Source organism: Bacteroides sp. RCH18 (genome assembly GCF_058231005.1).
The window spans coordinates 3,208,860-3,229,874 of sequence record NZ_JBIPTC010000001.1 but is presented as its reverse complement, the minus strand read 5'-3'; the positions used below and the strand labels follow the sequence as shown (position 1 = coordinate 3,229,874).

The window sequence follows — 21,015 nt, the reverse complement described above, 5'->3', positions numbered from 1 at the left end:
CATCGCGAAGGAGACGCCCTTTGTCGTGTGTGTTTTTTCTGAGAGTAGAATTTCTTTCTTTAATAGAGAACTTATTTTTTTCGGGTTACTGTATAAAGTACATTTCCTTTTTTATCTATCATACGCAGGTTAAGCTCCTTCTTGTCGATAGAGCAAACGGAGAAACCCGGTTCGGGGCTACAGAACTTTGTACCTTCGATGGGTTCTACCTTTCGTGCGAGGGAGGCGGCGGAGTTGACCACATAGTCAATGTCGCTTCCCGGTACACGGATATGCTGGAAGTTGTGGATATGACCGCAGATGTACATATCTACGTTGTGCTTGCGCAGGATGCTGTCTACGCGTTTCTGCATATCAAGCCGCTCGCTTTCCTCTTTTGGGGTGTAGGCATAGATGGGGTGATGGCCGACTACGATGATCCAGTCCTCCTTGGCACTTGCCAGTACAGATTCCAGCCATGACAGCTGTTTGCTGATGTCCTGCTTGCAGGCATCCGGATATTTATCGCTTTCATTGCGGTATTTATCAATCAGCGGAGTGGTGTCTATCCAGACGATGCGGATAGTAGCTCCTTTTTCTTCGAATACCTTGGTGTAGTAACGGTCGGGCATCGACCAGCGGCGGCTGATGTTCGTATAGTCCAGTACTGCCTGAGTGCTTCCACGGTATTCGTGGTTGCCTAAGATGGAGAACCAGTTGATCATCAGTTCGGGGTGGGAGTAGATAAGCTCGTAGTTGGTCATCCACAAAGGGTCGTTCACGCTGCGCACTCCGTCGAAGTGGTGAACGTCTCCGGTGGCTAATACAAATTCGGGGCCTATCTCTTCGCCCATTGTGCCCATCAGTTCGGCGATTGGCTTTTGGTCATAGTAGCCGTTGCGACCTAAATCATTGGCTACATAGAAGTTAAACTTCTTGTCAAAGATAGAATAATCCGTGAGCTGTGCGTGGGCGAATGTAAAGACGGAAAGAAAAAGAAGAATGAATAAGCTTTTTATCTTCATATTATATTGATTATTAGTTGTTTATAATTGTTATTATTGAAAGGCTGAAATTCTCTGTTCTTTTGGTTTTAAAGGAAGGAGGCGTTGGTTTAAAACCAAGACCCCGTTCCTTTAAAACCAACGGGGCGTTCCATTCTTAGGAACGGAGGTTTTCGCTTTTCGCATTGTCAGAAGTTAACTTTTACGCCGGCATTAATCTTTACACCGTAGTACTCCGCCTGCATGGTGCGGTCTTTGGTTCCCTGATAGTAACGAAGAGGCTGGTTCAGCAGGTTGGTGGCGTCTGCATAGAACGTGGTCTTTATCTTCTTGCCGAAGGTGTAGCTGGCGTTCAGGTCCATGTAGCTCACTGCGTCATAGTAACGGTCGAGAGCTGCCACTTCTCCCATTTCGTCGATGAAGCTCGAAGCGTAGTTGTAGGAGAAGCGTACGTTGAAGCCTTTCTTTTCGAAGTAAAGGGAAGCATTGGTTGTATGTTCGGGTGATCCCGGCAGGGACAGGTCTTTCTCGTTCTCACGACCTTCGAAGTTGAAGTTGTTCACTTGGGTGTGGGTGTAGGTGTACGTACCATAGAAACCGATACATTTCAGTGCGGGAGCAATGAAGCCGAAGTCGCGTTGATAGGCCAGTTCTACGCCCAGTAGGTCGGCGTCGCCGGCGTTCTTGGGTTGGGTGAACTTCTTGTATTCGTTGTTCTGATAGGTGTAGTCACCGATGACCTGATCGACGATAAAGTCATTGATCTTTTTGTAGAAGATACCTGCGCTGATCAGACCGACACTTTTGAAGTAGTAGTCTGCGCTGAGGTCGAGATTGTAGGAGATGGTCGGGGTTAGGTCGGAGTTACCCATCACCAGTTCGTTGTCGCTGCGGTTGATGTTGACACAGGGGATCAATGCGGAGTATTTCGGGCGGCTCAGTGTCTCGGTGAACGAAGCGCGGAGCTTTAAATCGTCGTTCACATCGTATTTGAACAAGAGGCTGGGGAGCCAGTTGACATAGCTGTTCTTATGGTTTCCGGTAGGTTCGAGAGTTTCTGTCTCGTCTTTGTCGTCGGCTACGTTCCAGTTCCAGCCGTTGTATTTGATGTGGGTGGCTTCCATGCGTAAGCCTGCCATCATTTTTATCTTCTTTCCCAAGTTCTGGTCGAAGCGGAAGAAGGCGGAAGTTACGTTCTCACGGGCGTGGTAGTTGCCGGAGGATTCTTCGAGTACCTGTTCGCCTTCCATACTGCTGAGGTCGAGTGAACCCAGGTATTCTTTGGATACGAAATCGGTCGCCTTATATTGGTCTCCCAGCATATATCCGTCACGAATCTGGCTGGTGAGGTTGTTCATGTAATCCTTGTCAAAAGCGTCCTTGTACGCATCTGCGTAATCATAGCAGAGGGTGTTGCGGTCTTTGGTCTTGGAGGCGTACTTTGCTCCGAACCGCAGGCTGTTGCCATAGATACCGTTTGTCAGCGGAAGTTCGAAGTCTACTTTGAATTTCAAGTCTTTTTCGTAGATTTCCTGGTTGCTTTCGGTCAGTTCCTTCACTTTCCATTTGCCCCTTTCGCCGTCTGCTTCTCCGTTGTGCAGGTTGACGTCCGTAGTCACGTAAGGGAAACGGTCGCCGGCATCTACAACGGTAAAGCCGAGGAAGTCCTGTTTCAGGCTGAAGTATCTTTCGTTCGGACGGTCTTCGCTGGCACGGGCGTAGGAAGCTCCCCAGTTGACGGATAGTTTGCCGAACTGATGTTCACCGCTCAGACTGAGGTCCATTGTCTGTTGTAATTCCAGACGGGCATTTCTGTTGTCGGGTGTTCCTCCTTTTGTCTCGATCTGGGCGGATTGCTGCATATCTCCTTCGTCGTCTAGTCCTGTCTTATCCAAATCCTTATAGGTGACGCGGTAGCGGTTTTCCCAGTCGTGGCGACGGTTGTAGATACCTTGCAGCGTCAGCCGGTGGTTCGGGTTGATGTCGTAGTCGAAAGCCAGGGAGTAGCTTTGGCGTTCGCGGGTCACGTAGTACTGGCGTTTCTGTGCTTCCACCATGACTACCTCGCCTTTTTTGTTGACGTCATATTCAAACTCCACATCGTCCGATCCTGACGGAGCGTTCTGATAAGAGATGGCGGCCATCATTCCCAGTTTGTCATTGAAGAAACGGTCGCCGTAGGTAAATCCTAAGTTCAGCTGTGCTTTCTGGCTGATCCAGTTGTAGCCGGTTCCTGCTGTGGCGCTGAACATCCGTTTGTAAGGAGTGCTTTTCGTCACCAGATTGATGGAGCCGCCGATGGCATCTCCGTCCATATCCGAGGTAACGACTTTGTTCACTTCGATTGTCTGCACCATGTCGGCGGGGATAAGGTCGAGCTGGACATTACGGGTATCGCCTTCGGCAGAAGGGAGGCGGTTGCCGTTGATGGTCACGGAACTGAGGTCGGCGGAAGTACCGCGGACTTGTCCGAAGCGGGCTTCCCCCTGGTCGTATTGTACATTAATACCGTTGATACGTTTGAGGGCGTCGCCGATATTGGAATCGGGGAACTTTCCGACCTGATCGGCTGAAACGACATTGGTGATTCCGAGGTTGTTCTTTTGTGAGTTGATGGCGCGGCGTTGTCCCTGGAAGGCGCCGCCTACCACTACTTCCTGCAGTTCGAGCCCTTCATTGAGTACGACGTCCTTTTCGAGTGTCTTTCCTGCCGGAATGGTGATTTTCATTTCGACGGGAGAGTAGCCTACGTAGCTGACTTTCACGGTGTATGTGCCCGGTGTGAGATTGGCGAATGTATAATAACCGTTGACGTCGCTTGTCACTCCGGTATGTAGTTTTTCGATGTAGATGGAGGCTCCCGGAAGAATTTGCTTGGAAGTGTCTACTATGCGTCCGCGGATCGTACCCTGTCTGGCTACGTTTACTTTTTCCTTTGCAAAAGTATTTCCGCTTGTACTCATGATTAAAAGAGTCAAAGAGACTAATCTGAGAAATCGTTTCATAAATGTTAGCGTGCGTTAATTATTTGCTGCAAAAGTAGGGGCTTGACGTTTCTTGCTTTTTACAGTTGATTGAAGAACGCGTAACAAATATGCTACGATTGTGTTACGCAAGAAGGGCGCCCGCCTGCGGACACCCTTCGATACCTAACCCGATAAAAAGTTATCTTGAATGTATCTGAGATACGATCAATTCATTGGAATGTCGATACGTTCGCCCGTAACGGAAACGGCGCTTAACCGGAAACCATCTTTCCAGCGAACCGGAATGGTGAATGTATCGACAGACGAAGGGGTATTTTCGCCGCTGCAGATGAGGATGAATTTGCCGGTTTCATCTTTCACTTCGTACGTCACTACATTGGTCCAGTTCTTGATCGTGATGGTCTCACCGTTGTAAGTCACCGCATTGTCGCCGGAACCTACCGTAAATGTCTTGGGAGCATGAGTGGCATTCTCTCCTTTGATGATGGCGGGCTTCGTTTTATACAGTTCGTACGTATTATCCGAGATGTATTCTAGAGCGACATCCGGACGGGTGCCTCCCAGTGCGTTCACTTTTTGTTTGAGAGCGTCTATCATGTCTTGTGTCACGGTCAGCTGCTTTTTCCCGTAGTCGTCCAGTTCTTTGTCTACCGGAGTCAGGAATCCCCATTTGGTGAAGAAGTCGAGTAAGTTCATACCGGAAATCTTGGAGCAGGCATATACAAAGTCGAGCTGAATCTCTCCGTGAGTCATTCCGGTGTAGTCTTTATTGCGGGCGTATTCATATACTTCCGGATAAAAACCTCCTTTGTCCGCCTGTTGCAACGGAGTCCTGCCCAGCACCTTCCCGAAATAGAGTTCCAGTTGCCAGAAGGGAACGAGCTTGCAGAATACATCGTTGGCATTATTCTTTCCCAGATTTTGGAAGTCGGCGTGCGGGCTTCCGGTGGCGATAATCCCGCTCCATGCTTTGGAGTATCTGTTTCGGTAGGTGATTCCCATGTCTTCGACCTGTATGCGGGAGGGCTGGCCGAAAATGGTGGTCTGTATGTACTCGGACATGATGTTGTTCGTCACTTCCGTGTTGCCGCCCCACAATACTCCCGGACGGGTCTGATTGCAATGTCCTATCTCGTGTGCCGGTCCCCAGCAAGCGCTTGTCTTCAGCTTTTCCGGACTACAGATTTCATTCATTGTTGTTCGGTTGTAGGCTGTGTGATAGGCTGTGGCGTACATATAGGACTTATACATGACATTCAGATACATCCGGTTTCTGAACATCTTGTCGTATTTCTCCAAGCCCAGCAACTGCTGCTCGCTGTACACGATCTTGTCATAAAGGTCTATCAGTTCATCTCCCTTGGAACCTGTGTATGTCCGGAGGTCACTCGTCTCGAAAGTGAGGTGGGCATATTTCCCCAGTACGTCAAAATACCGGTTGGTTGCTTTGTTGAGCAGTTCCGACCAGCGTCCGGTATGCTCCGGGTTTTGTGAGTCGAAGTAGCCGTTCACCTTTCCCGATGCAAAATGGATTTTGACAGGGGCCGCTGCCGGATCGTCCAGTGTTTTTGTGACATACATCACGTACACCAGTCCTTGTTCGCTGATAGTAAGCTTGTTGATTCCCTGATTCAGTAAGTAGGTCACTCCGCCAAAACCGTCATTCTCAGGTGCATCCAGATTCTGTACCCGCAGTCCGATGTCATATCCGTGTGTGTCCCCCACCAGTACAATCAGGTTTTCACCTGCCTTGACCGATATTCCGGTCGGATTGTCCAACTGGCTGTAAGGGTTGGTCTTGTGGGTTTCCGACTGGATATCCGGATTGGGGTATGCCTTGAACTCGCTGATACGGAATTCTGCGGGATACTTGCCTTTAATCATATAGTAGGCTATATTTTTAAAGAACGGGTATTCGCACTGCGCTATGTCATCTTCCGTAATACCGGTTTTCAGTTCACTGCAACTTGCATCTGTGAAGAGAGTCGAATAATCAAAGTTCACGGGATTCTTTGCAAAGAACTCCATCTCGGCGCATGAAGCAAATCCTTGTCCGTCACCGGAACCACTTTTTACGATGAAACGGAAAGACTTTGCCTGTATCGTTTGGTCAAATGTTACTTTGCCTGCCGTAGCTGAGCCTTGAAAATCTTTATCCAATAGTTTTGTGAATGTGTGACCGTCTGCTGAATATTGTATTTCTGTTTCTTTGAATCTACCATTATTTCCGTTGTTGCGCGGATGATATATCAAATAATCGACATCTGTGACTGTTTCAAAATTATAGGTTAATGTGATGGGGAAATAGTTGCTTGCACCATTACTCCAACTGGAATGATAAAGTGTCGAATAATCTCCGTCAAAAGATTTTTCGATGTTGCTTCCGGATTGAAAAGAAGAAGCCGTTCCGCTTACTATTTTGATCTTGATGTCACCTTTTACGTCTTCTCCGTTGCCTTCGGCAAATTCGTTGAGTCCTTTTTGGGTAACAAATACGGATGCGCTTACAGGTTCTGCCTGTTCCGTATCGGGATCGATAGTCGGTAATACTTCTGTTATTTCAATGTTGCCATGACGCTGACTGTCAAGTCCGGTCGCTTTCACCATATATCTATGGGGGGTGGTGACTGTGGCCGGTGCACGGCTGGCAGGTTTTGCGGTAATCCATTCCGGCAAAGTGATGGCTACTTCTACATTTGTCGTCACGTCAAACTGGATTTCTCCACCGATAACACCTACCTCGAAGCTGGGCTGGTCAACCAGAATGGCTGCTTCGTATCCCAACTGGCGTACTGTAATTGTCTTTATCTGGTCGGCAGCTATCACGGTAACGGTTGCTTTACGCACGTACCGTTCTTCACTTTCGTCTACAGATATTATCAGTGTCTTCCCGTCTGCTGACGGGTGGCACCAATTTTTATCTGATTTGACAGTCCAGGTATCCACATTGGTAGTGACAGCTACATTCTGGCTACCGGACTCACTATTAAAATCAACTGTCTCTTTTCCAACGGTTAAATTGGGGGTTGAAGAGCCGTCATCGTCAGAGCATGCCGTAGACAGGCATGGCAGCAACGATAATAGAAAGAAAAGCAGTATATATTTCTTCATTCTTTTTTTTATTCAAGTACGACCATTGAACATTGATAGATTTCCAGTTCTCCTAAAGCAAAATAAGGAGTGCCCTTCGTGGTCTCTGTCACTTCGAACCAAAGATAGCGGGAAGGTTTTGACAGCGGAATTACCTCTGAGTTGTACACTTCGCTCACTCCGTCGGGAAGTCCTGTTAAGGTAGTTTCCTTGTGGGTACCTGCCTGTGAGATATCCACTGTGTTGCCATCAATTTTCTCGACGCCATCAAACCATTCTGCTGGATTATAACTATCACTTGTATATAGGTTGATCGTTTTCCATGAACTATCGTTCGCACGGTTGGTATTGGTCGAACGGAATTTAATAGCACTGACTTCTTCGCCTAAATCTACTACCAGATAATGTGGCATTTCCACTAGTGAGCTCCACCACGAGTGGAAGAAGGTTGCTATATTTCCGTCTACCAGGTCTTTGATCGGACGGGTAGGAAATGGAGCATTCGTCCATATTTTCTTATAGTCCAGATCTATCTTTACGGGAGTGCCAAACGTAGGACTTGCCTTTTCTGCTTGTGCAGTTATCTGATGGATGGTGCCTGCGGTGTTGCCACGATTGAAGGCTTGTACGGTGAAGTTGATTTCACCGTACTTTTGGAGCAGATTGTCTATTACCAGTTCATCGGCATATTGACTGACTTGTTTTCTATATGACTTTCCTGTGGCTCCGATGGTATATTCTATCTGTACATAATATAAGTTTTCATCGGCAGGGTTGGTCCAGCTCAGGGTAATCTGTCCCGGAGCGGGAGTCGCTTTCAGATTTTCGATGTCGCTGGGTACCGGATAGGAATCTTTGTCATCGCTGCAAGACCAGAGCATGGCTAATCCTCCGATAAGACATATCGTCATAAGTATCTTTTTCATAATCAGATTGTTTTTAATAATTGTTATTCATCATTGATTAGTAACCCGGATTCTGCACCATGTTCGGGTTCTTGCTTACTTCACCTGCCGGAATAGGCATCAGATACTGGCGGGGGGCGTCGAATGTGCGCTTGTCCTGTATCTCCACAATCTTGGCGAAGTCTTCCAGTGTCTCGGCAAGAATGTTCAGACCACGTACTTTGACATTGAAGTAAGTATCTGCCATCTTCCAGCGGCGGATATCCCAAAAGTTGTGATTTTCCTGATAAAGCTCGATCATGCGTTCCTGTCTGACGATTTTCATCACTCTGCCGTCGGGACCGCATTGACCGTCATAGCTTGTCAAAGGAACTTTGGCATTTGCCCAGCTTTCCAGTACTGATTTGAGTCCGGCGCGTTCGCGTACTTTGTCCAGATAAGCCATTCCTTTTTCGGGATAGCCTTCTTTACCGTATCCTACACAGGCTTCGGCATAGTTCAGGTAAAGTTCGGCGAGACGTATCACAGGCCACGGATATTCTACCGTTGGTCCGGGGGTACCAACGGTAGCTTGTATCCCTGGGTGTACACCTTTTTTGTTCAGGTATCCTGTTTTGGAGTAGTTCTGAGAGCGTGCTGCAGTGACAATCTTTCCGTCATCGGCTCTGACACCGCAGTTTTCTGTTGCCAGAAATCCGGTCAACCACTTGTCTCCTTCAGAACGCTCAGCGCCCCAGAATTTGTGATAAGCATATCTTTTATCGTCTGTACGACATTCATAATAACCGTTCTCAAAAGCAATCCACGCATAGAATCGGGGTTCGCGGTTCATGTTCATGTATAATGTTCTTTTTCCCGGTTCGGCATAGGTAATGCCTTCGGGGATGGTTACGACATCCAGCTTATTGCTTGTACTGAATGCCGGGTCCTCGTCAATCGGCAATCCATTGGCTGTGTAGAAGCGGTCGAGCATGGTAATAGTGGGGGCTATACCATTCCACGAACCACGGGGGAAGAAAGGTATGGATTTACGTTGGATACCATAAGCACCTGCTTTACGGGTTTCGGGGAAGATGACTTCTTTGAAATTCTCGCTATCCATAAAGGTCATACGAAGTGTGCGTTCTGTCAGGTTCGTCGGTTCCGGATAAGCATTACTTGTAGTACTGGCTTTATAGAGCTCGTGACCGGCTCCTAATGCAGCCTGAATAGCTTCCCATGTTGCGTCTGCTGCACGTTTGTATTTTTCTTCCGAATAAGTGGTCGGCATGAGCTGTTCACCGTCCGGGTTCTTAAAGTCTGCGTAATCAGGATTCCCGTTGAATAATGGTGAGGCGGCATAAAGCAACATACGTGCTTTTAAGCTTTTGGCAATGACGCTTGTGGCACGTCCATAATCCGAGCTATTGCGTGTGGCAGGAAGTCTGGTAGCTGCATCGTCAAGTAAGTCGGCAACCCAGTCGATACATTCATCGTACGGACGACGTCCGAGCATATTATTCGCGGGAGTGTCAAGTGCCGGAAGTTCTTTCACCAAAATACTCGGTCCGTAGCATTTGATCAGAAGGAGGTGGAAATAGGCGATCAGGAAGTCGGCTTCTGCTGTGTAAAGATCGACTTCTTCCTGGCTGATTTTAGGTACGGAGTTGATGTTCTCTTTCAGCAAATAGCATTGACGTATTCCCTGGAAAAGTGTATTCCAATAGCTGATAATCGTGTTGCTTGAGTCATAGGAACCTTCGGCGAATTTTACGTAACTTTCAGAAAACGGGCTGATCGTTTCGTCACCGGTAAAGTCCATACATGTCTCGACTTTGTTTGACTGAGGAAGATATCCGTAGCAGGAATATAAATATCGTAGTGCGGCACGGGGATTGGCAAAGGCATCCTTTTCCGTGGCTGTTTCGTCGGGAACGATATCCAGATAGTTACAGGAAGTATTCAGCCCTGTAATCAATAAGAGGATGAATAGATATAGTGTATTCTTTTTCATATCTTTAAGGTATTATTTGTTGTTAATAGTCATTTGGAATCCAATGTTGAATACGCGCTGGGTCGGATATGAAAGACCACTGCCACCACCCTGTTCAGGATCCCACAGGTCGAACGGAGCAAAGGTCAGCAGGTTGGAGCCGCTGATGTACAAGCGCATATTTTTATAGGTATAGCCGATTTCTGCATTCTTTAACTTCAGGAAGGCACCGTTACGCTCCCAATAGCTGGACAACTTGTTGTTATTATTATTGGTTTTGCGTGACAAGCGCGGGTAAGTCGCATTGGTATTCTGATTGTCGGGACTCCAACGTTCGTCTGCCACCCATGATAGTACGTTGCGCAGCATATTGTCACCGAAAGGATGGAAATCCTTTACCATGAAGGAGGTTCTGGCTACTCCCTGGAAGAAGAAGGAGAAATCCAGATTCTTCCATTTAATAGACGGACCGAATCCATATACAATCTCCGGTACGCCGGGATGTTTTGCCCATACCCAGTCGTCTGTATCTGTCAGGTTATCATCATATCCGTACCAGTCTCTTGAAATATTGATATATTTGATATCTCCCGGAATCACTGCCGCTCCTAATTGTTGTTGGTGGTTGGCAATATCCGCTGCATCAATGAAGAGTCCGTCGGCAATATAAATGGCATTCTTATTGGCACTGACTCCGATTTTTGACTGCCATGGATATTTTGGCGATTCGTCATATTGGGTGATTTCATTATGCGCATATGTGAAAGTTCCTTTGAAGCTGACGAACCAGTTTTTGTTGAACTGCTTGTTATAGCTGGCTGCTAATTCAAATCCCTGATTGCGCATAGCTGCCAGGTTGCCGTATACTTTAGTGGTAGCCGTACCCATATATGTCGGAGTGGTCCCTTTTTCCTGGAAGATGTCGCGACGATTTTCGCGGAAGATATCAAAAGTAAGGTCCAGAGAGTGGAACAATTGTAAATCGACTCCAAAGTTAATTTTCTCTCCTACCTCCCATGTAATATCTTCATTGGCATAACGTTGATAAACGGGACCATTGTAGGTCACATTCTGATTGACACCTGTTGTAAATCCTTTGCCGCCCAGGTCAATTTGTGACATGTAGATAAAACGGCTGCCGTTAATCTGGTCATTACCTACCAGACCCCACGAACCACGTAGCTTCAATTTAGAAACAACATTTTTCAAAGGTTTGAAGAAAGATTCTTCGCTGATGTTATAACCTGCGGCAATGGAAGGGAACAGACCGAAACGGTGTCCTTTGGCAAAGTTTTCCGACCCATTGTATCCTACGTTCACTTCAGCCATATACTTTCCGGCATAAGCGTAGGAGGCACGTGCTGCAAGACCTTGTTTGCGTTGAGGCAATGAACCGATAAAGTTTCCATCGCCCGGTGTGTTGTTAACAAGTTCGTCCTGACTATAGATTAGCATCGCATTGACGTCATGTTCACCGAATGTACGACTGTAATTGACCATTCCTTCCAAATAGAAACGGCGGTCGCCGGAATTTGTATTCTTTGCGGTCAGGTTTGTCGTATATTCGTCTCCAATACGACTTGTTGTGTAGGTGTAGCCACCATTGCCATCGTCTTCGTATCCGGTCAGTGCGAATTTGTTCCACTTTCCTTCACGCTTGTTTTCGGAACTCGACCAGTTTTTGAATGAAGCCAGTGCTTTGAAACTCAGACCTTCGGTGATGAAATCCAACTTCTGGTTAAATTCCAGTGCTGCAATGACTGTGCTTTGGAAGCCTTTGTTGTAGCCTGTAGCAGCCTGAGCTACTGGGTTGGTTTGATAGTCAGCGTTGACACGTTCTGTAGCTCCCCATTTTATATAAGGTGTTTCACCGTCATCCGGGAAATATACTGGAAATTCAACAGGTGATGTATTCATGGCATTGTTAAAGATGGCTCCTACTCCCTGGTTAGGAGTAGTCATGTCACGCAATTGTACGTTCAGGCGCAAGGATAACTTAGAAGAATTGCTCAATTTGGCATTGATGTTATTCTGGAAGTTATAGCGCATGATTTCAATGTTATTATTATAGGAAAAGAAATCCTTTGAACGATTTTTCAACATGCCGGATTCGTGGTTGACAGAGATACTGGAGAAGTAGTCTACACGTTTACCACCGCCACGGATGTTAAAGTTGAACTTTTCGCTGTAAGAAGCGTCTTTGAATAGTTCGTCATACCAGTTTACGTTCGGATAGATATAAGGGTTCAATCCGGCACGTGTGCCGTCAATTCTATCCTGACTGTAAAGGACGTCACCGCTATTGTCATTGTTTACGGCCTCGTTGAAAAGTTCCATATAAGTAGCACCGTCTACGAATTTAGGAGTGCTGGTCGGTTGAGACATCTGTGCTTCCATGCGGAAGTTGATGATCGGCTTATCCAGATTCATACCCGATTTGGTGGTTACAATCATCACACCGTTGGCACCACGGGTACCGTACATCGCTGTTGCGGTAGCATCTTTCAGGATAGAGAAACTATCGATAATCTCAGGATCAAGATTATTCAAGTCACTTGAACTTACCTGTACACCATCCAGAATAATTAGTGGATCGGTGACTCCGTTCATGGTCGAAACACCGCGAATCCAAAAGTTGGCGCCATCAGCTCCCGGCTGACCACTTTTCTGGACGGCAATAACACCTGCCAGACGTCCGGCAAATGCAGTAGACAGATTGGTAGAAGGTACCTTTAGTTCAGCCGGTTTGATAGATTCAACAGAGCCTACCATGCTGGCTTTCTTTTGTCCTGTACCATAAGCTGTGATGACTACTTCTTCCAACTGCTTGGCATCTTCATTCAAATCGATGGATAACACTTTGCGTGAACCGATCTTGATTTCTTTGGGAGTGTATCCTACATAAGAAATGAGAATAACATCCGAAGGGGCAGCCATAATCGTGAACTTTCCGTCAATGTTGGTGATTACTCCTGTAGCAGCCCCTTTGATTTGTACGGAAGCACCGATGATGGATTCACCTGTGTTGGCGTCGACTACCACACCTACGATTTCCGACTTTTTCGGTCCCTGACTCTTTTGCTGAACAGCCTCTGCTTTCGCGCTTTTCAAGATAATCTCATTGTTCTTGATGACATAGTCGATTCCGCTGTTACTGAATACTTTTCTTAAAACTTCATTAATGTCTCCTTCGCAATCGTAGTCCTTTTTCTCGTCATTGGCGATAACACCGGACTTGAAGAAGAAAGTGTACTGGCTATTTTCTTCAATCAGCTGAATAGCCTGTTGCATGGTGATAGACTGACCCTTGAGAATGATTCTCTTTCCTTGTGCGCCATGAGCGTAGAGAGCCATTGGAAGGAAGCAAATCAATAGAACGGCATATCTGAGTATGCTGTTACTAAAATGCATGTTTTTCATGTTTCTAAAAGGTTAATAGTGAATATATTGATAATTGATTCTTATGTATTAATATAATATGATGTTGTTATTTTCTTGTTTTTCTTTTAAATCGAGGCTGATACATATCTTTTCGATGATATTGGTAAGCGGCTCGTCTTTACGTATAGTTCCGTTAAACTTCAGCTCTTTGAGCTTTTCTTCTTTAATTATGATGTTTACATGGTATGAACGGTTGATAAAATCGATGAATTCCTGTAATGGCTTGTTGGTAAAGCGATATTTACTTGAGCGCCAGTCATACTCGTTGATATCTATATTCGTGCGTACAACTGATTTGGCCTGGGTATTGTATACGATTCGTTCGTTCGGTTGCATCGGCAGTTCTCGCTGTCCTTCCTCTGCCTGGAATTTGATGGAGCCGGTGAATAAGGTAATTTCCGATTCCATGTGCCCGGCTTTGATGTTGAATTCCGTTCCGGTCACTTCAATACGCGATTCCCGGAAATAAACCCTGAAGGGTGCTCCCTGAGCTTTTTTCACTTTAAAGAAAGCTTCTCCTTTTTCCAGAAAGATTTCTCTGTTGTTCAGAAATGACTTGTGATAGCGAATTTGAGAAGCTGCGTTGAGCCATACTTCCGAACTGTCCGGCAGTATGACTGCCAGCTTATCATTCATTGGAGCACTGATATTAATGTCGGATGATGAAATATTGTTGGCAATCCAAAAGCCGATAATGAAGATGGCAACAGTGGCAGCGATGGAATATCCGATACGATAGTATTTCTTGTTTCTCTCTAAAGGCTGTTTTTCGTTCCGGCATCTGACCATAATCTTATTGAGTATGGTGTGCGGGGGAACATGATCTTGTATATGAGCTTTAGGAGCTTTATCCCATTGTTGAGACTGAAAGTTAACCATAGGCTTCTCATTGAGAAGCTGTTCCCTTTCGGAAGTTGTCAGTCTGTCGGCTAACATCTTTTTTATAATATTAATGAGTTCTATTGAATTCACGCCCTTATATATTAGTGATAATGATTGTTATTGACTTCGGTTACATACTAAATACTCCCCATATTACATTTACCCCTATCGGATATAAAAAAAAATGTGTTTTATTTTTGTATTTATAACCATAGAACAACCAAAACTAATCAGAAATATCCGAGTGTAAATCTTTAATTACCAGCATATTCTAAAATTTAACACTTTTCGGTTGCCATTTGTCGCTTCCCAAATTTCCACATATTTTTGAGACGTATTTCTGACGTGGAGAATTTGCGGGGCTTGTTTTTTGTCACACCGTGCAGACAGTTGACAAGGGTTTACAACCGTTTACGACAAGCGACAATAACCGCCCCGATATGCGGAAACAGTCACACTGTGTAGAAAAGCGACAATGGTTGACTTCCGTTCACATCCGTTTACCATTTCAGAGATATAGGATTGAAGAAATGAACCATTAAACGATAAAACGGTATGAAAGCAACCAGAAAATGCAGTTTTTGCGGCAAGTCCTTTGTAACCCGAAGCGGTATGCAAAGATATTGCAGTGAGGCTTGTCAGGCAGAAGCCAAACGAGCCAGAGTGATGCAGAAGAACAACCTCTTCAAAGTCGCCCAACCCTTGATGGAGATACAGCATCAGGAGTATCTCACCTTTTCCAAAGCAGCCATCCTCATGGGCTGTTCCCGACAGTACATTTACAAACTTGTAGCCATCGGCAAGCTGAAAGCCTCACGCATCAGCAACCGCATGGCATTCATCCGCAGAGCCGACATCGAGCAGATGTTGGAGGGCAATCCCTATCACCGCATCCTGCCCGGCAACACCTCCACACCAAGGAAATCATCTTCATCTTCCTTACCTGCCAAAAGAGAAAAAAGGGAAAAGGAAAGCGAAGAAGTGTTGGACTTCTATTCGGGCGAGGAGGTGATGTCCCTTTTTAAGGTAAAGCAGTCATGGCTTTACACTTCCGCCAAGCGTAACCATATCCCCATCTGCCGTATCGCAGGAAAGAACTATTACAGCAAGAAGCATATTGACGAGTTTTTCGGTGTGGCAGTTGATATTAGCGAAATTACCGACTGGCTACTGACCGAGGAGGTGGAGGAACTGTTCGGCATGAAGCCGACCGCACTCCGTGCCTACACCTATCGCCATAAGATACCCACTAAAAGAGAGTACGGGCGTACCTATTACTCCAAATCACATTTGAACGAACTCCGCAGAACTGACCTTGTGAACGATGAACGCTACTATACCGTTGAGCAGGTGCAGCAAATCTATGGTCTTTCGTCAGCCAACATCTGCCATATCGTCAAGGTGAAGCACATCGAAAAGATAAAGGTGGGTGTGAAAAACCTGCTTTTGCGCTCAGATGTGGAGCGTGTCATGGCTGAAAGGAACAAATAACCGTGAAAAATCGGGATTATCGAAAATTATTTCAAAATGATGTATCGTGGAGGTATTCACGGATATTTCACGTTGTTCCTTTGCCATCGGAAACATGGATACAACTCCAAAATGTATACAACCAATTAAAACATAATTATTATGAGTAAATGCAAAACAGTTACCTTGCGTAAGCGCAAGATTAAGAACGGGACACAGTATTCACTATGCCTTGACTACTATCCCGGCTACCGTGACAATGTCACCATGAGAGTGATTACACGTGAAGCCTTAGGAATTTACATCTTCGCCAAACCTGCAAACCAGCAGGAACGGGACTTCAACGCACGCATGATGAAGAAAGCGGTCATCCTGCGCAACCAGCGCTACGAAGCCATTTTCAATGAAAACAACGGCTTTTTTGACAAGACCAAGATGAAGGGCGATTTCCTTGCCTATTTCAAAGGACTGGCTGACCGCAAGAATATCAAGTGGCAGCACGTATACAAGCATTTCCAGCGGTTCGTGAACGGCAAATGCACCTTTGAGGAGGTGGATGTGGATTTGTGCCGCAAGTTCATGGAATACCTGCTTGATGCACCCCAATCCATCCACACCAACCAAAAGCTGCACATCAACTCCGCAGCAGGCTATTGGTCAACTTTCCGTGCCGTGCTGCATACCGCTTACCGTGACAGGAAGATAAAGGAGAACCCAAACGGCTTCTTAGACCGCATCGAGTGCATTCCCACCATCAGGGAGCATTTGAGCCAAGAGGAACTGATACGGCTTGCCGAAACACCCTGTGAGGAGGAGGTCTTGAAAAAAGCTTTTCTTTTCGCCTGTCTTACGGGACTGAGAAAGAGCGACATCAGACAGCTCACGTGGCAGCAGATACAACCATACACCAACGGCAGGATGTTCGTTACCACCCGTATGCAGAAAACCAAAGAAATAGTGCATAACCCCATCAGTGATGAAGCCTATGGACTGCTGGGAGAACGGGGCGAGGGACTTATCTTTGAGGATTTCAAGGACAAGATGCTGCAAGGACCACTCCAACGGTGGCTCACGGCAGCAGGGATAACCAAGAAAATCACCTTTCACTGTACCCGCCACAGCTTCGGAAGCCTGCACGTGGAAATGGGAACGGACATGGCTGTCATCCAAGCCTATCTCGGACATAAGAACATTACCACCACACAAATCTATTCCAAGATAGCAGCGCAGCAGATGTGTCAGGTGGTGGACAAGATAACCTTGAAGCGCAAGGAGGCATAAATGTCTCACATTGACAGGTATTCAGAGGGGCGGTTATGGCTACAAGGCTATAATCGCCCCTCTATGTTTTTGGCTTGATGCCACCATTTATAAGCCCCTCAGAGTATGAAACAGAGTATGATATGATGACATTTCGTGAAATACATTGAAAAAGACCGTTCTAACCGCAAATAACGGGCAGTAATTGGGAAAAATAGCATTAACTTTGCACAAAATAATACAGGAACATTCAATCTCTCAACGAAATATGGAATCATCAATCAAGGACAAATACATCATCTTGGGCTTTGTCGGCTTCGCCATCGTCCTAATATCTTCCATTGCCACGCTGGTAATAGCGGACAGCTTCAACCAAGACAACTTTGTCAGGTGGATAGTATTCGTATGCTGTAACCTGTTGGGATGGTTGCTCTATCTCTCCTTTCAGACACTTATCTTTGATACATACGAAATCTACAAAATCAAGTTCGGCAAGAAAGAAACGATTGCCGAAGCCATAGAGGTGCAGGAAGAACTGTCACAAAATACACTTGAAGAAGCCACATCTGTGCCTGGACCTACATCAGTCCCTGAGCCTGTACCCGAATCATCCCCGACAAAAGAAGAGACACTTATCCAAACACAACCGATAGAGCTTACTATCGCCCCGGATCTTCACGAAAAGAACCGTGCCAATTACGCAAGCAGAGAGCAACGGGAAAAGGAAGAGCGCATCCGCATGGTCATGGAGTATTGCCATTATTACCTGCCTCGCATTGCCGACCAAGAAACCGTGAACCACATCTGTACTGAGGTGGACAAATGGATGAATCTTAACACTTATACCCCGAAGCCCATACAAAGACCGTTTACCAAAGACATCAACAACATTCCACTCCGTCACTTCGTATGGAATATCTCTGAGCGTTTCCTGTACAAGAGATACTACAATGGGGATAACCGTGCCAAGTTCATCAAAGCCCTTTTCCCGAAATCGTTTGCTGATACAGACTTATCAACCATCAAGAATTTCAAGGTAGAGCCGTTAAAGACGGAAATTCCCATTGATGAACCCGAAAACGGCAAACTTGATTTCCACTATCCCGAGGATTATGTGCGGAATTAGGATAATCACGACACCAACGACAACCATCCGGTAACTCATAACCGCCTGTTTTACATCGTTTCCCGAGTAATTTTGCCCGTCATTTATGGCTGGGCTTAATTATTCGGGAATTATTTTGCAATGACGTGTCGTGGAGATATTCACGGATATATCATTTCAGTCCTTTGCGCCAAGTCTTACAAAAGAGACGAGTACGCGAATGGAAAAATCAATTCTTACCTTCAACGACCTCCCCGAGGTTGTCGCTCAGCTTCGAGACGAAGTGATGAGCCTGAAAAGCCTGCTCGCCGAGCAGTGCAGTGTGAACAATGCCAAAACGGTGGACACCCACGTGCCCATGTCTGTGGACGAGGCAGCAGAGTATTTAGGTATCCCTAAGGGTACGCTCTACATGAAACTGTCAGAAGGGACAATCCCTGCCACCAAGCCCGGCAAACGCTATTGCCTTTACCGTGACGAACTGGACAAGTGGCTGGAAACCGCCCGAAAGAATCCCATACCGTTGTCAGACGAGGAACTGAACAAGTCCTTATCCTCTTCCCACCGTCGCAAGCCCAACCCACGTAACTGGTGAATGATATGGAAGAGGATAAGAACTATATCAACCTGATACGTGGCGACCTCACAAAAGCATCCCAAGCGCATAACGGTATGCCCGACAGTGTAGGCATGATGAATATCAAGACGGCAAACCAAACCATTCTTGAAGCATCGTTATTGCCTACGCCCTGTGCGCTGTGGGACAGCTTTTGGTACGAGGGGGAACTCTCCTGCTTGTTTGCCGATTCCAACGTGGGCAAGTCCATCCTTGCCGTGCAGATAGCCGACCGCATCGCCCGAACCGACAATGTGCTGTATCTGGACTTTGAACTGTCCGAAAAGCAGTTCCAGCTCCGCTATACCAACGAGCATGGAGAGCTCTACACCTTTCCCGACAAACTCTATCGGGTGTCTATTGACTGCAACCAGCTTTTGGATGCCAACTTTGAGGAAGCTATCATAGGCGGCATTGAACAGATGGCTGTGCAGACCGACTGCAAGATTTTCATCATTGACAATCTTACCTACCTGTGTTGCGCCATGGAGAAAGGCGATGCCGCAGGACGGCTGATGATTCAGCTGAACAATCTCAAAAAGAGATATGCGCTCTCTATCCTTGTCCTAGCACATACGCCCAAACGCTCTTTGGATTGTCCCATCACATCCAACGACCTTGCCGGAAGCAAACGGCTCTACAATTTCTTTGACAGCGTGTTCACCATTGGAAAAAGTGCCCAAGACGGAGGGCTTCGCTATGTGAAGCAGCTTAAAGTGCGCTATGGCACGTTCTCTCATGATGCGGATAATGTAATCGTTTACGAGATTGACAAGGTGGATGCTTTCTTGCAGTTCGTGTTCAGGGGCTATTCCACGGAAAAGGAACACTTGAAAAAATTGGGCGACAATGAATCAAGCCAAAGGGATTGCCAAATTCTGCAACTCTCCCAATCGGGCAAGTCCGTCAGGGAGATAGCCTCACAGGTGAATTGTGGCAAGTCCACCGTAAACCGTATCATCCAGCGCAGCAAAGAGAGTAAAAACGCAGGTGTCCCAAGTGTCCCACTGTCCCAACCCTTAGAGTGTGGGACAATGGGACAGGATGGGACAGCCGACAATCAACCATCAAAAACGGACTAAGCTATGGGCAATTATTCATTACAGAAGTATAAAGGAACGGCAACACGGCATACCTGCCCCAAATGCGGAGACAGGCATTCTTTCGTCTATTACGTGGACGAAAATAATGTGCCGTTGCATCCATCGGTCGGCAGATGTAACCACGAAAGCGGTTGTGGGTATCACTACACTCCGAAAGAGTATTTTCAAGAGCATCCTGAACACAGAACTACCAATGATTTCTCTTTTGACAGGCAAAGAGCAGAGCAGAAGAAAGTGAAGCAGCAAAGTAAGCCGACAGCCATCGGCTATATTCCCCCTCACTATGTGGAGAAGTCGCAAAGCGAGCGTAGCAATTTCTTCCGTTTCCTCTTCACACTCCTTACTTCCTACTATGGCGACAAGGCGAAAGAGGTGTTGAAGCGGTTGTTGGAGGAATACCGTTTGGGGGCTACCCGTGACGGCTCTGTTATCTTTTGGCAGATAGACAGGACGGGCAAGGTACGCACGGGAAAGGTGATGCAGTACAATCCCGAAGACGGACACCGTATCAAGGGAGGACAGACATCGGCAGTGAACTGGATACACAGCATATTGAAAAAGCAGCGTGTGTTGGCAGAGGATTGGCAACTATCCCAATGCCTTTTCGGGGAACACTTGTTGAAAACGCATCCCGACAAGGTGGTGGTCTTGGTGGAATCCGAGAAGAGTGCCGTTATCGGTTCTGCTATCTTCCCCGATTATGTATGGCTGGCTACGGGTGGTAAGAGTCAGATGAGAGAAGAGAAACTCCGTGTACTGTCAGGGCGAACCGTGCTTCTCTTTCCCGATGCCGATGCTTATGCCGAGTGGAAACAGCGAGCCGAGAGCATGTACTTTTGTAAGGTGGTGGTTTCGGACATCATCGAAAGGAATGCCACCCCGAAACAAAAAGAAGCCCATATCGACATAGCCGATTGGATTATCTTTCAGATACGGGAGGGCAAGGTGATGAGTACAGCCAACCACTTGGTCGAGGCTGAGAGAATCCTCCAGCGGATGATAGAGAAGAATCCCGTCCTGCAAAAACTGATAGACGATTTAGACCTTGTGCTGGTCGGTGCATCTCCAATCGGCAACGATGATGAAAAACCTCCCTGACGGAGGAGAGCGGAAGCCGTAGGCTGGAGTTTGCAGACAATGGCTTGCCATTGATATAGCCCACTATAACTACACGCTCCGCTTACGTAGTTGTGGGCTCTCC

The 21,015-nt window shown here is 46.6% G+C and carries 13 protein-coding genes; 6 read left to right on the top strand and 7 right to left on the bottom strand.

The features are described from left to right. Positions 1 to 71: 71 nt before the first annotated feature. The 7 genes from ACHLI0_RS12770 to ACHLI0_RS12740 all read right to left on the bottom strand — a co-directional run bounded on the left by ACHLI0_RS12770 (position 72) and on the right by ACHLI0_RS12740 (position 14,314). Positions 72 to 1,004: a metallophosphoesterase gene (locus tag ACHLI0_RS12770; protein WP_221647100.1), complete on the bottom strand. Its 933-nt coding sequence runs from the start codon at positions 1,002 to 1,004 to the stop codon at positions 72 to 74. Positions 1,005 to 1,171: 167 nt separating this feature from the next. Further along, entirely contained in the window at positions 1,172 to 3,988 is a 2,817-nt protein-coding gene (locus ACHLI0_RS12765) for a TonB-dependent receptor (protein WP_490749310.1), read from the bottom strand. A 186-nt stretch (positions 3,989 to 4,174) separates the two neighbouring features. Continuing rightward, positions 4,175 to 7,081 carry a M60 family metallopeptidase gene (locus tag ACHLI0_RS12760; protein ID WP_490749309.1) on the bottom strand — a complete coding sequence of 969 codons (2,907 nt, stop codon included), beginning with the start codon at positions 7,079 to 7,081 and terminating at the stop codon, positions 4,175 to 4,177. Positions 7,082 to 7,089: 8 nt separating this feature from the next. Further along, a complete protein-coding gene (locus ACHLI0_RS12755) occupies positions 7,090 to 7,986 on the bottom strand; it encodes a DUF4959 domain-containing protein (protein ID WP_195380664.1) in 897 nt (298 codons plus the stop codon). Between the two features lie 37 nt (positions 7,987 to 8,023). Beyond that, positions 8,024 to 9,958: a RagB/SusD family nutrient uptake outer membrane protein gene (locus ACHLI0_RS12750; RefSeq protein ID WP_270298685.1), complete on the bottom strand. Its 1,935-nt coding sequence runs from the start codon at positions 9,956 to 9,958 to the stop codon at positions 8,024 to 8,026. Between the two features lie 12 nt (positions 9,959 to 9,970). Then, positions 9,971 to 13,348, bottom strand: coding sequence for a SusC/RagA family TonB-linked outer membrane protein (locus ACHLI0_RS12745; protein ID WP_221647126.1), 3,378 nt, complete (start codon positions 13,346 to 13,348; stop codon positions 9,971 to 9,973). Positions 13,349 to 13,405: 57 nt separating this feature from the next. Then, positions 13,406 to 14,314, bottom strand: coding sequence for a FecR family protein (locus ACHLI0_RS12740; protein WP_490749308.1), 909 nt, complete (start codon positions 14,312 to 14,314; stop codon positions 13,406 to 13,408). Between the two features lie 501 nt (positions 14,315 to 14,815). Here ACHLI0_RS12740 and tnpA point away from each other — a divergent pair. The 6 genes from tnpA (at position 14,816) to ACHLI0_RS12710 (ending at position 20,912) form a co-directional block, all read left to right on the top strand. Then, a complete protein-coding gene (gene tnpA, locus ACHLI0_RS12735; protein ID WP_004292844.1) occupies positions 14,816 to 15,751 on the top strand; it encodes a transposon Tn4555 protein TnpA in 936 nt (311 codons plus the stop codon). Positions 15,752 to 15,892: 141 nt separating this feature from the next. Continuing rightward, a complete protein-coding gene (locus ACHLI0_RS12730; RefSeq protein WP_004338318.1) occupies positions 15,893 to 17,011 on the top strand; it encodes a tyrosine-type recombinase/integrase in 1,119 nt (372 codons plus the stop codon). A gap of 247 nt (positions 17,012 to 17,258) precedes the next feature. Then, positions 17,259 to 18,116: a transposon Tn4555 protein TnpC gene (tnpC, locus tag ACHLI0_RS12725; RefSeq protein ID WP_004339687.1), complete on the top strand. Its 858-nt coding sequence runs from the start codon at positions 17,259 to 17,261 to the stop codon at positions 18,114 to 18,116. Between the two features lie 199 nt (positions 18,117 to 18,315). Beyond that, positions 18,316 to 18,690, top strand: coding sequence for a helix-turn-helix domain-containing protein (locus ACHLI0_RS12720; RefSeq protein WP_122116178.1), 375 nt, complete (start codon positions 18,316 to 18,318; stop codon positions 18,688 to 18,690). 5 nt (positions 18,691 to 18,695) lie between these two features. After that, positions 18,696 to 19,793, top strand: coding sequence for an AAA family ATPase (locus ACHLI0_RS12715; RefSeq protein ID WP_122116177.1), 1,098 nt, complete (start codon positions 18,696 to 18,698; stop codon positions 19,791 to 19,793). Between the two features lie 3 nt (positions 19,794 to 19,796). Then, positions 19,797 to 20,912 (top strand): DUF6371 domain-containing protein, encoded by a 1,116-nt coding sequence (locus tag ACHLI0_RS12710; protein ID WP_004292742.1) that lies wholly within the window; start codon positions 19,797 to 19,799, stop codon positions 20,910 to 20,912. Positions 20,913 to 21,015: the final 103 nt, after the last annotated feature.

Excerpts from the sequence above, each read along its gene's own strand:
- ACHLI0_RS12770 (WP_221647100.1), bottom strand. The coding sequence starts at position 1,004 with ATGAAGATAAAAAGCTTATTCATTCTTCTTTTTCTTTCCGTCTTTACA.
- ACHLI0_RS12765 (WP_490749310.1), bottom strand. The coding sequence starts at position 3,988 with ATGAAACGATTTCTCAGATTAGTCTCTTTGACTCTTTTAATCATGAGT.
- ACHLI0_RS12760 (WP_490749309.1), bottom strand. The coding sequence starts at position 7,081 with ATGAAGAAATATATACTGCTTTTCTTTCTATTATCGTTGCTGCCATGC.
- ACHLI0_RS12755 (WP_195380664.1), bottom strand. The coding sequence starts at position 7,986 with ATGAAAAAGATACTTATGACGATATGTCTTATCGGAGGATTAGCCATG.
- ACHLI0_RS12750 (WP_270298685.1), bottom strand. The coding sequence starts at position 9,958 with ATGAAAAAGAATACACTATATCTATTCATCCTCTTATTGATTACAGGG.
- ACHLI0_RS12745 (WP_221647126.1), bottom strand. The coding sequence starts at position 13,348 with ATGCATTTTAGTAACAGCATACTCAGATATGCCGTTCTATTGATTTGC.
- ACHLI0_RS12740 (WP_490749308.1), bottom strand. The coding sequence starts at position 14,314 with ATGTTAGCCGACAGACTGACAACTTCCGAAAGGGAACAGCTTCTCAAT.
- tnpA (WP_004292844.1), top strand. The coding sequence starts at position 14,816 with ATGAAAGCAACCAGAAAATGCAGTTTTTGCGGCAAGTCCTTTGTAACC.
- ACHLI0_RS12730 (WP_004338318.1), top strand. The coding sequence starts at position 15,893 with ATGAGTAAATGCAAAACAGTTACCTTGCGTAAGCGCAAGATTAAGAAC.
- tnpC (WP_004339687.1), top strand. The coding sequence starts at position 17,259 with ATGGAATCATCAATCAAGGACAAATACATCATCTTGGGCTTTGTCGGC.
- ACHLI0_RS12720 (WP_122116178.1), top strand. The coding sequence starts at position 18,316 with ATGGAAAAATCAATTCTTACCTTCAACGACCTCCCCGAGGTTGTCGCT.
- ACHLI0_RS12715 (WP_122116177.1), top strand. The coding sequence starts at position 18,696 with ATGGAAGAGGATAAGAACTATATCAACCTGATACGTGGCGACCTCACA.
- ACHLI0_RS12710 (WP_004292742.1), top strand. The coding sequence starts at position 19,797 with ATGGGCAATTATTCATTACAGAAGTATAAAGGAACGGCAACACGGCAT.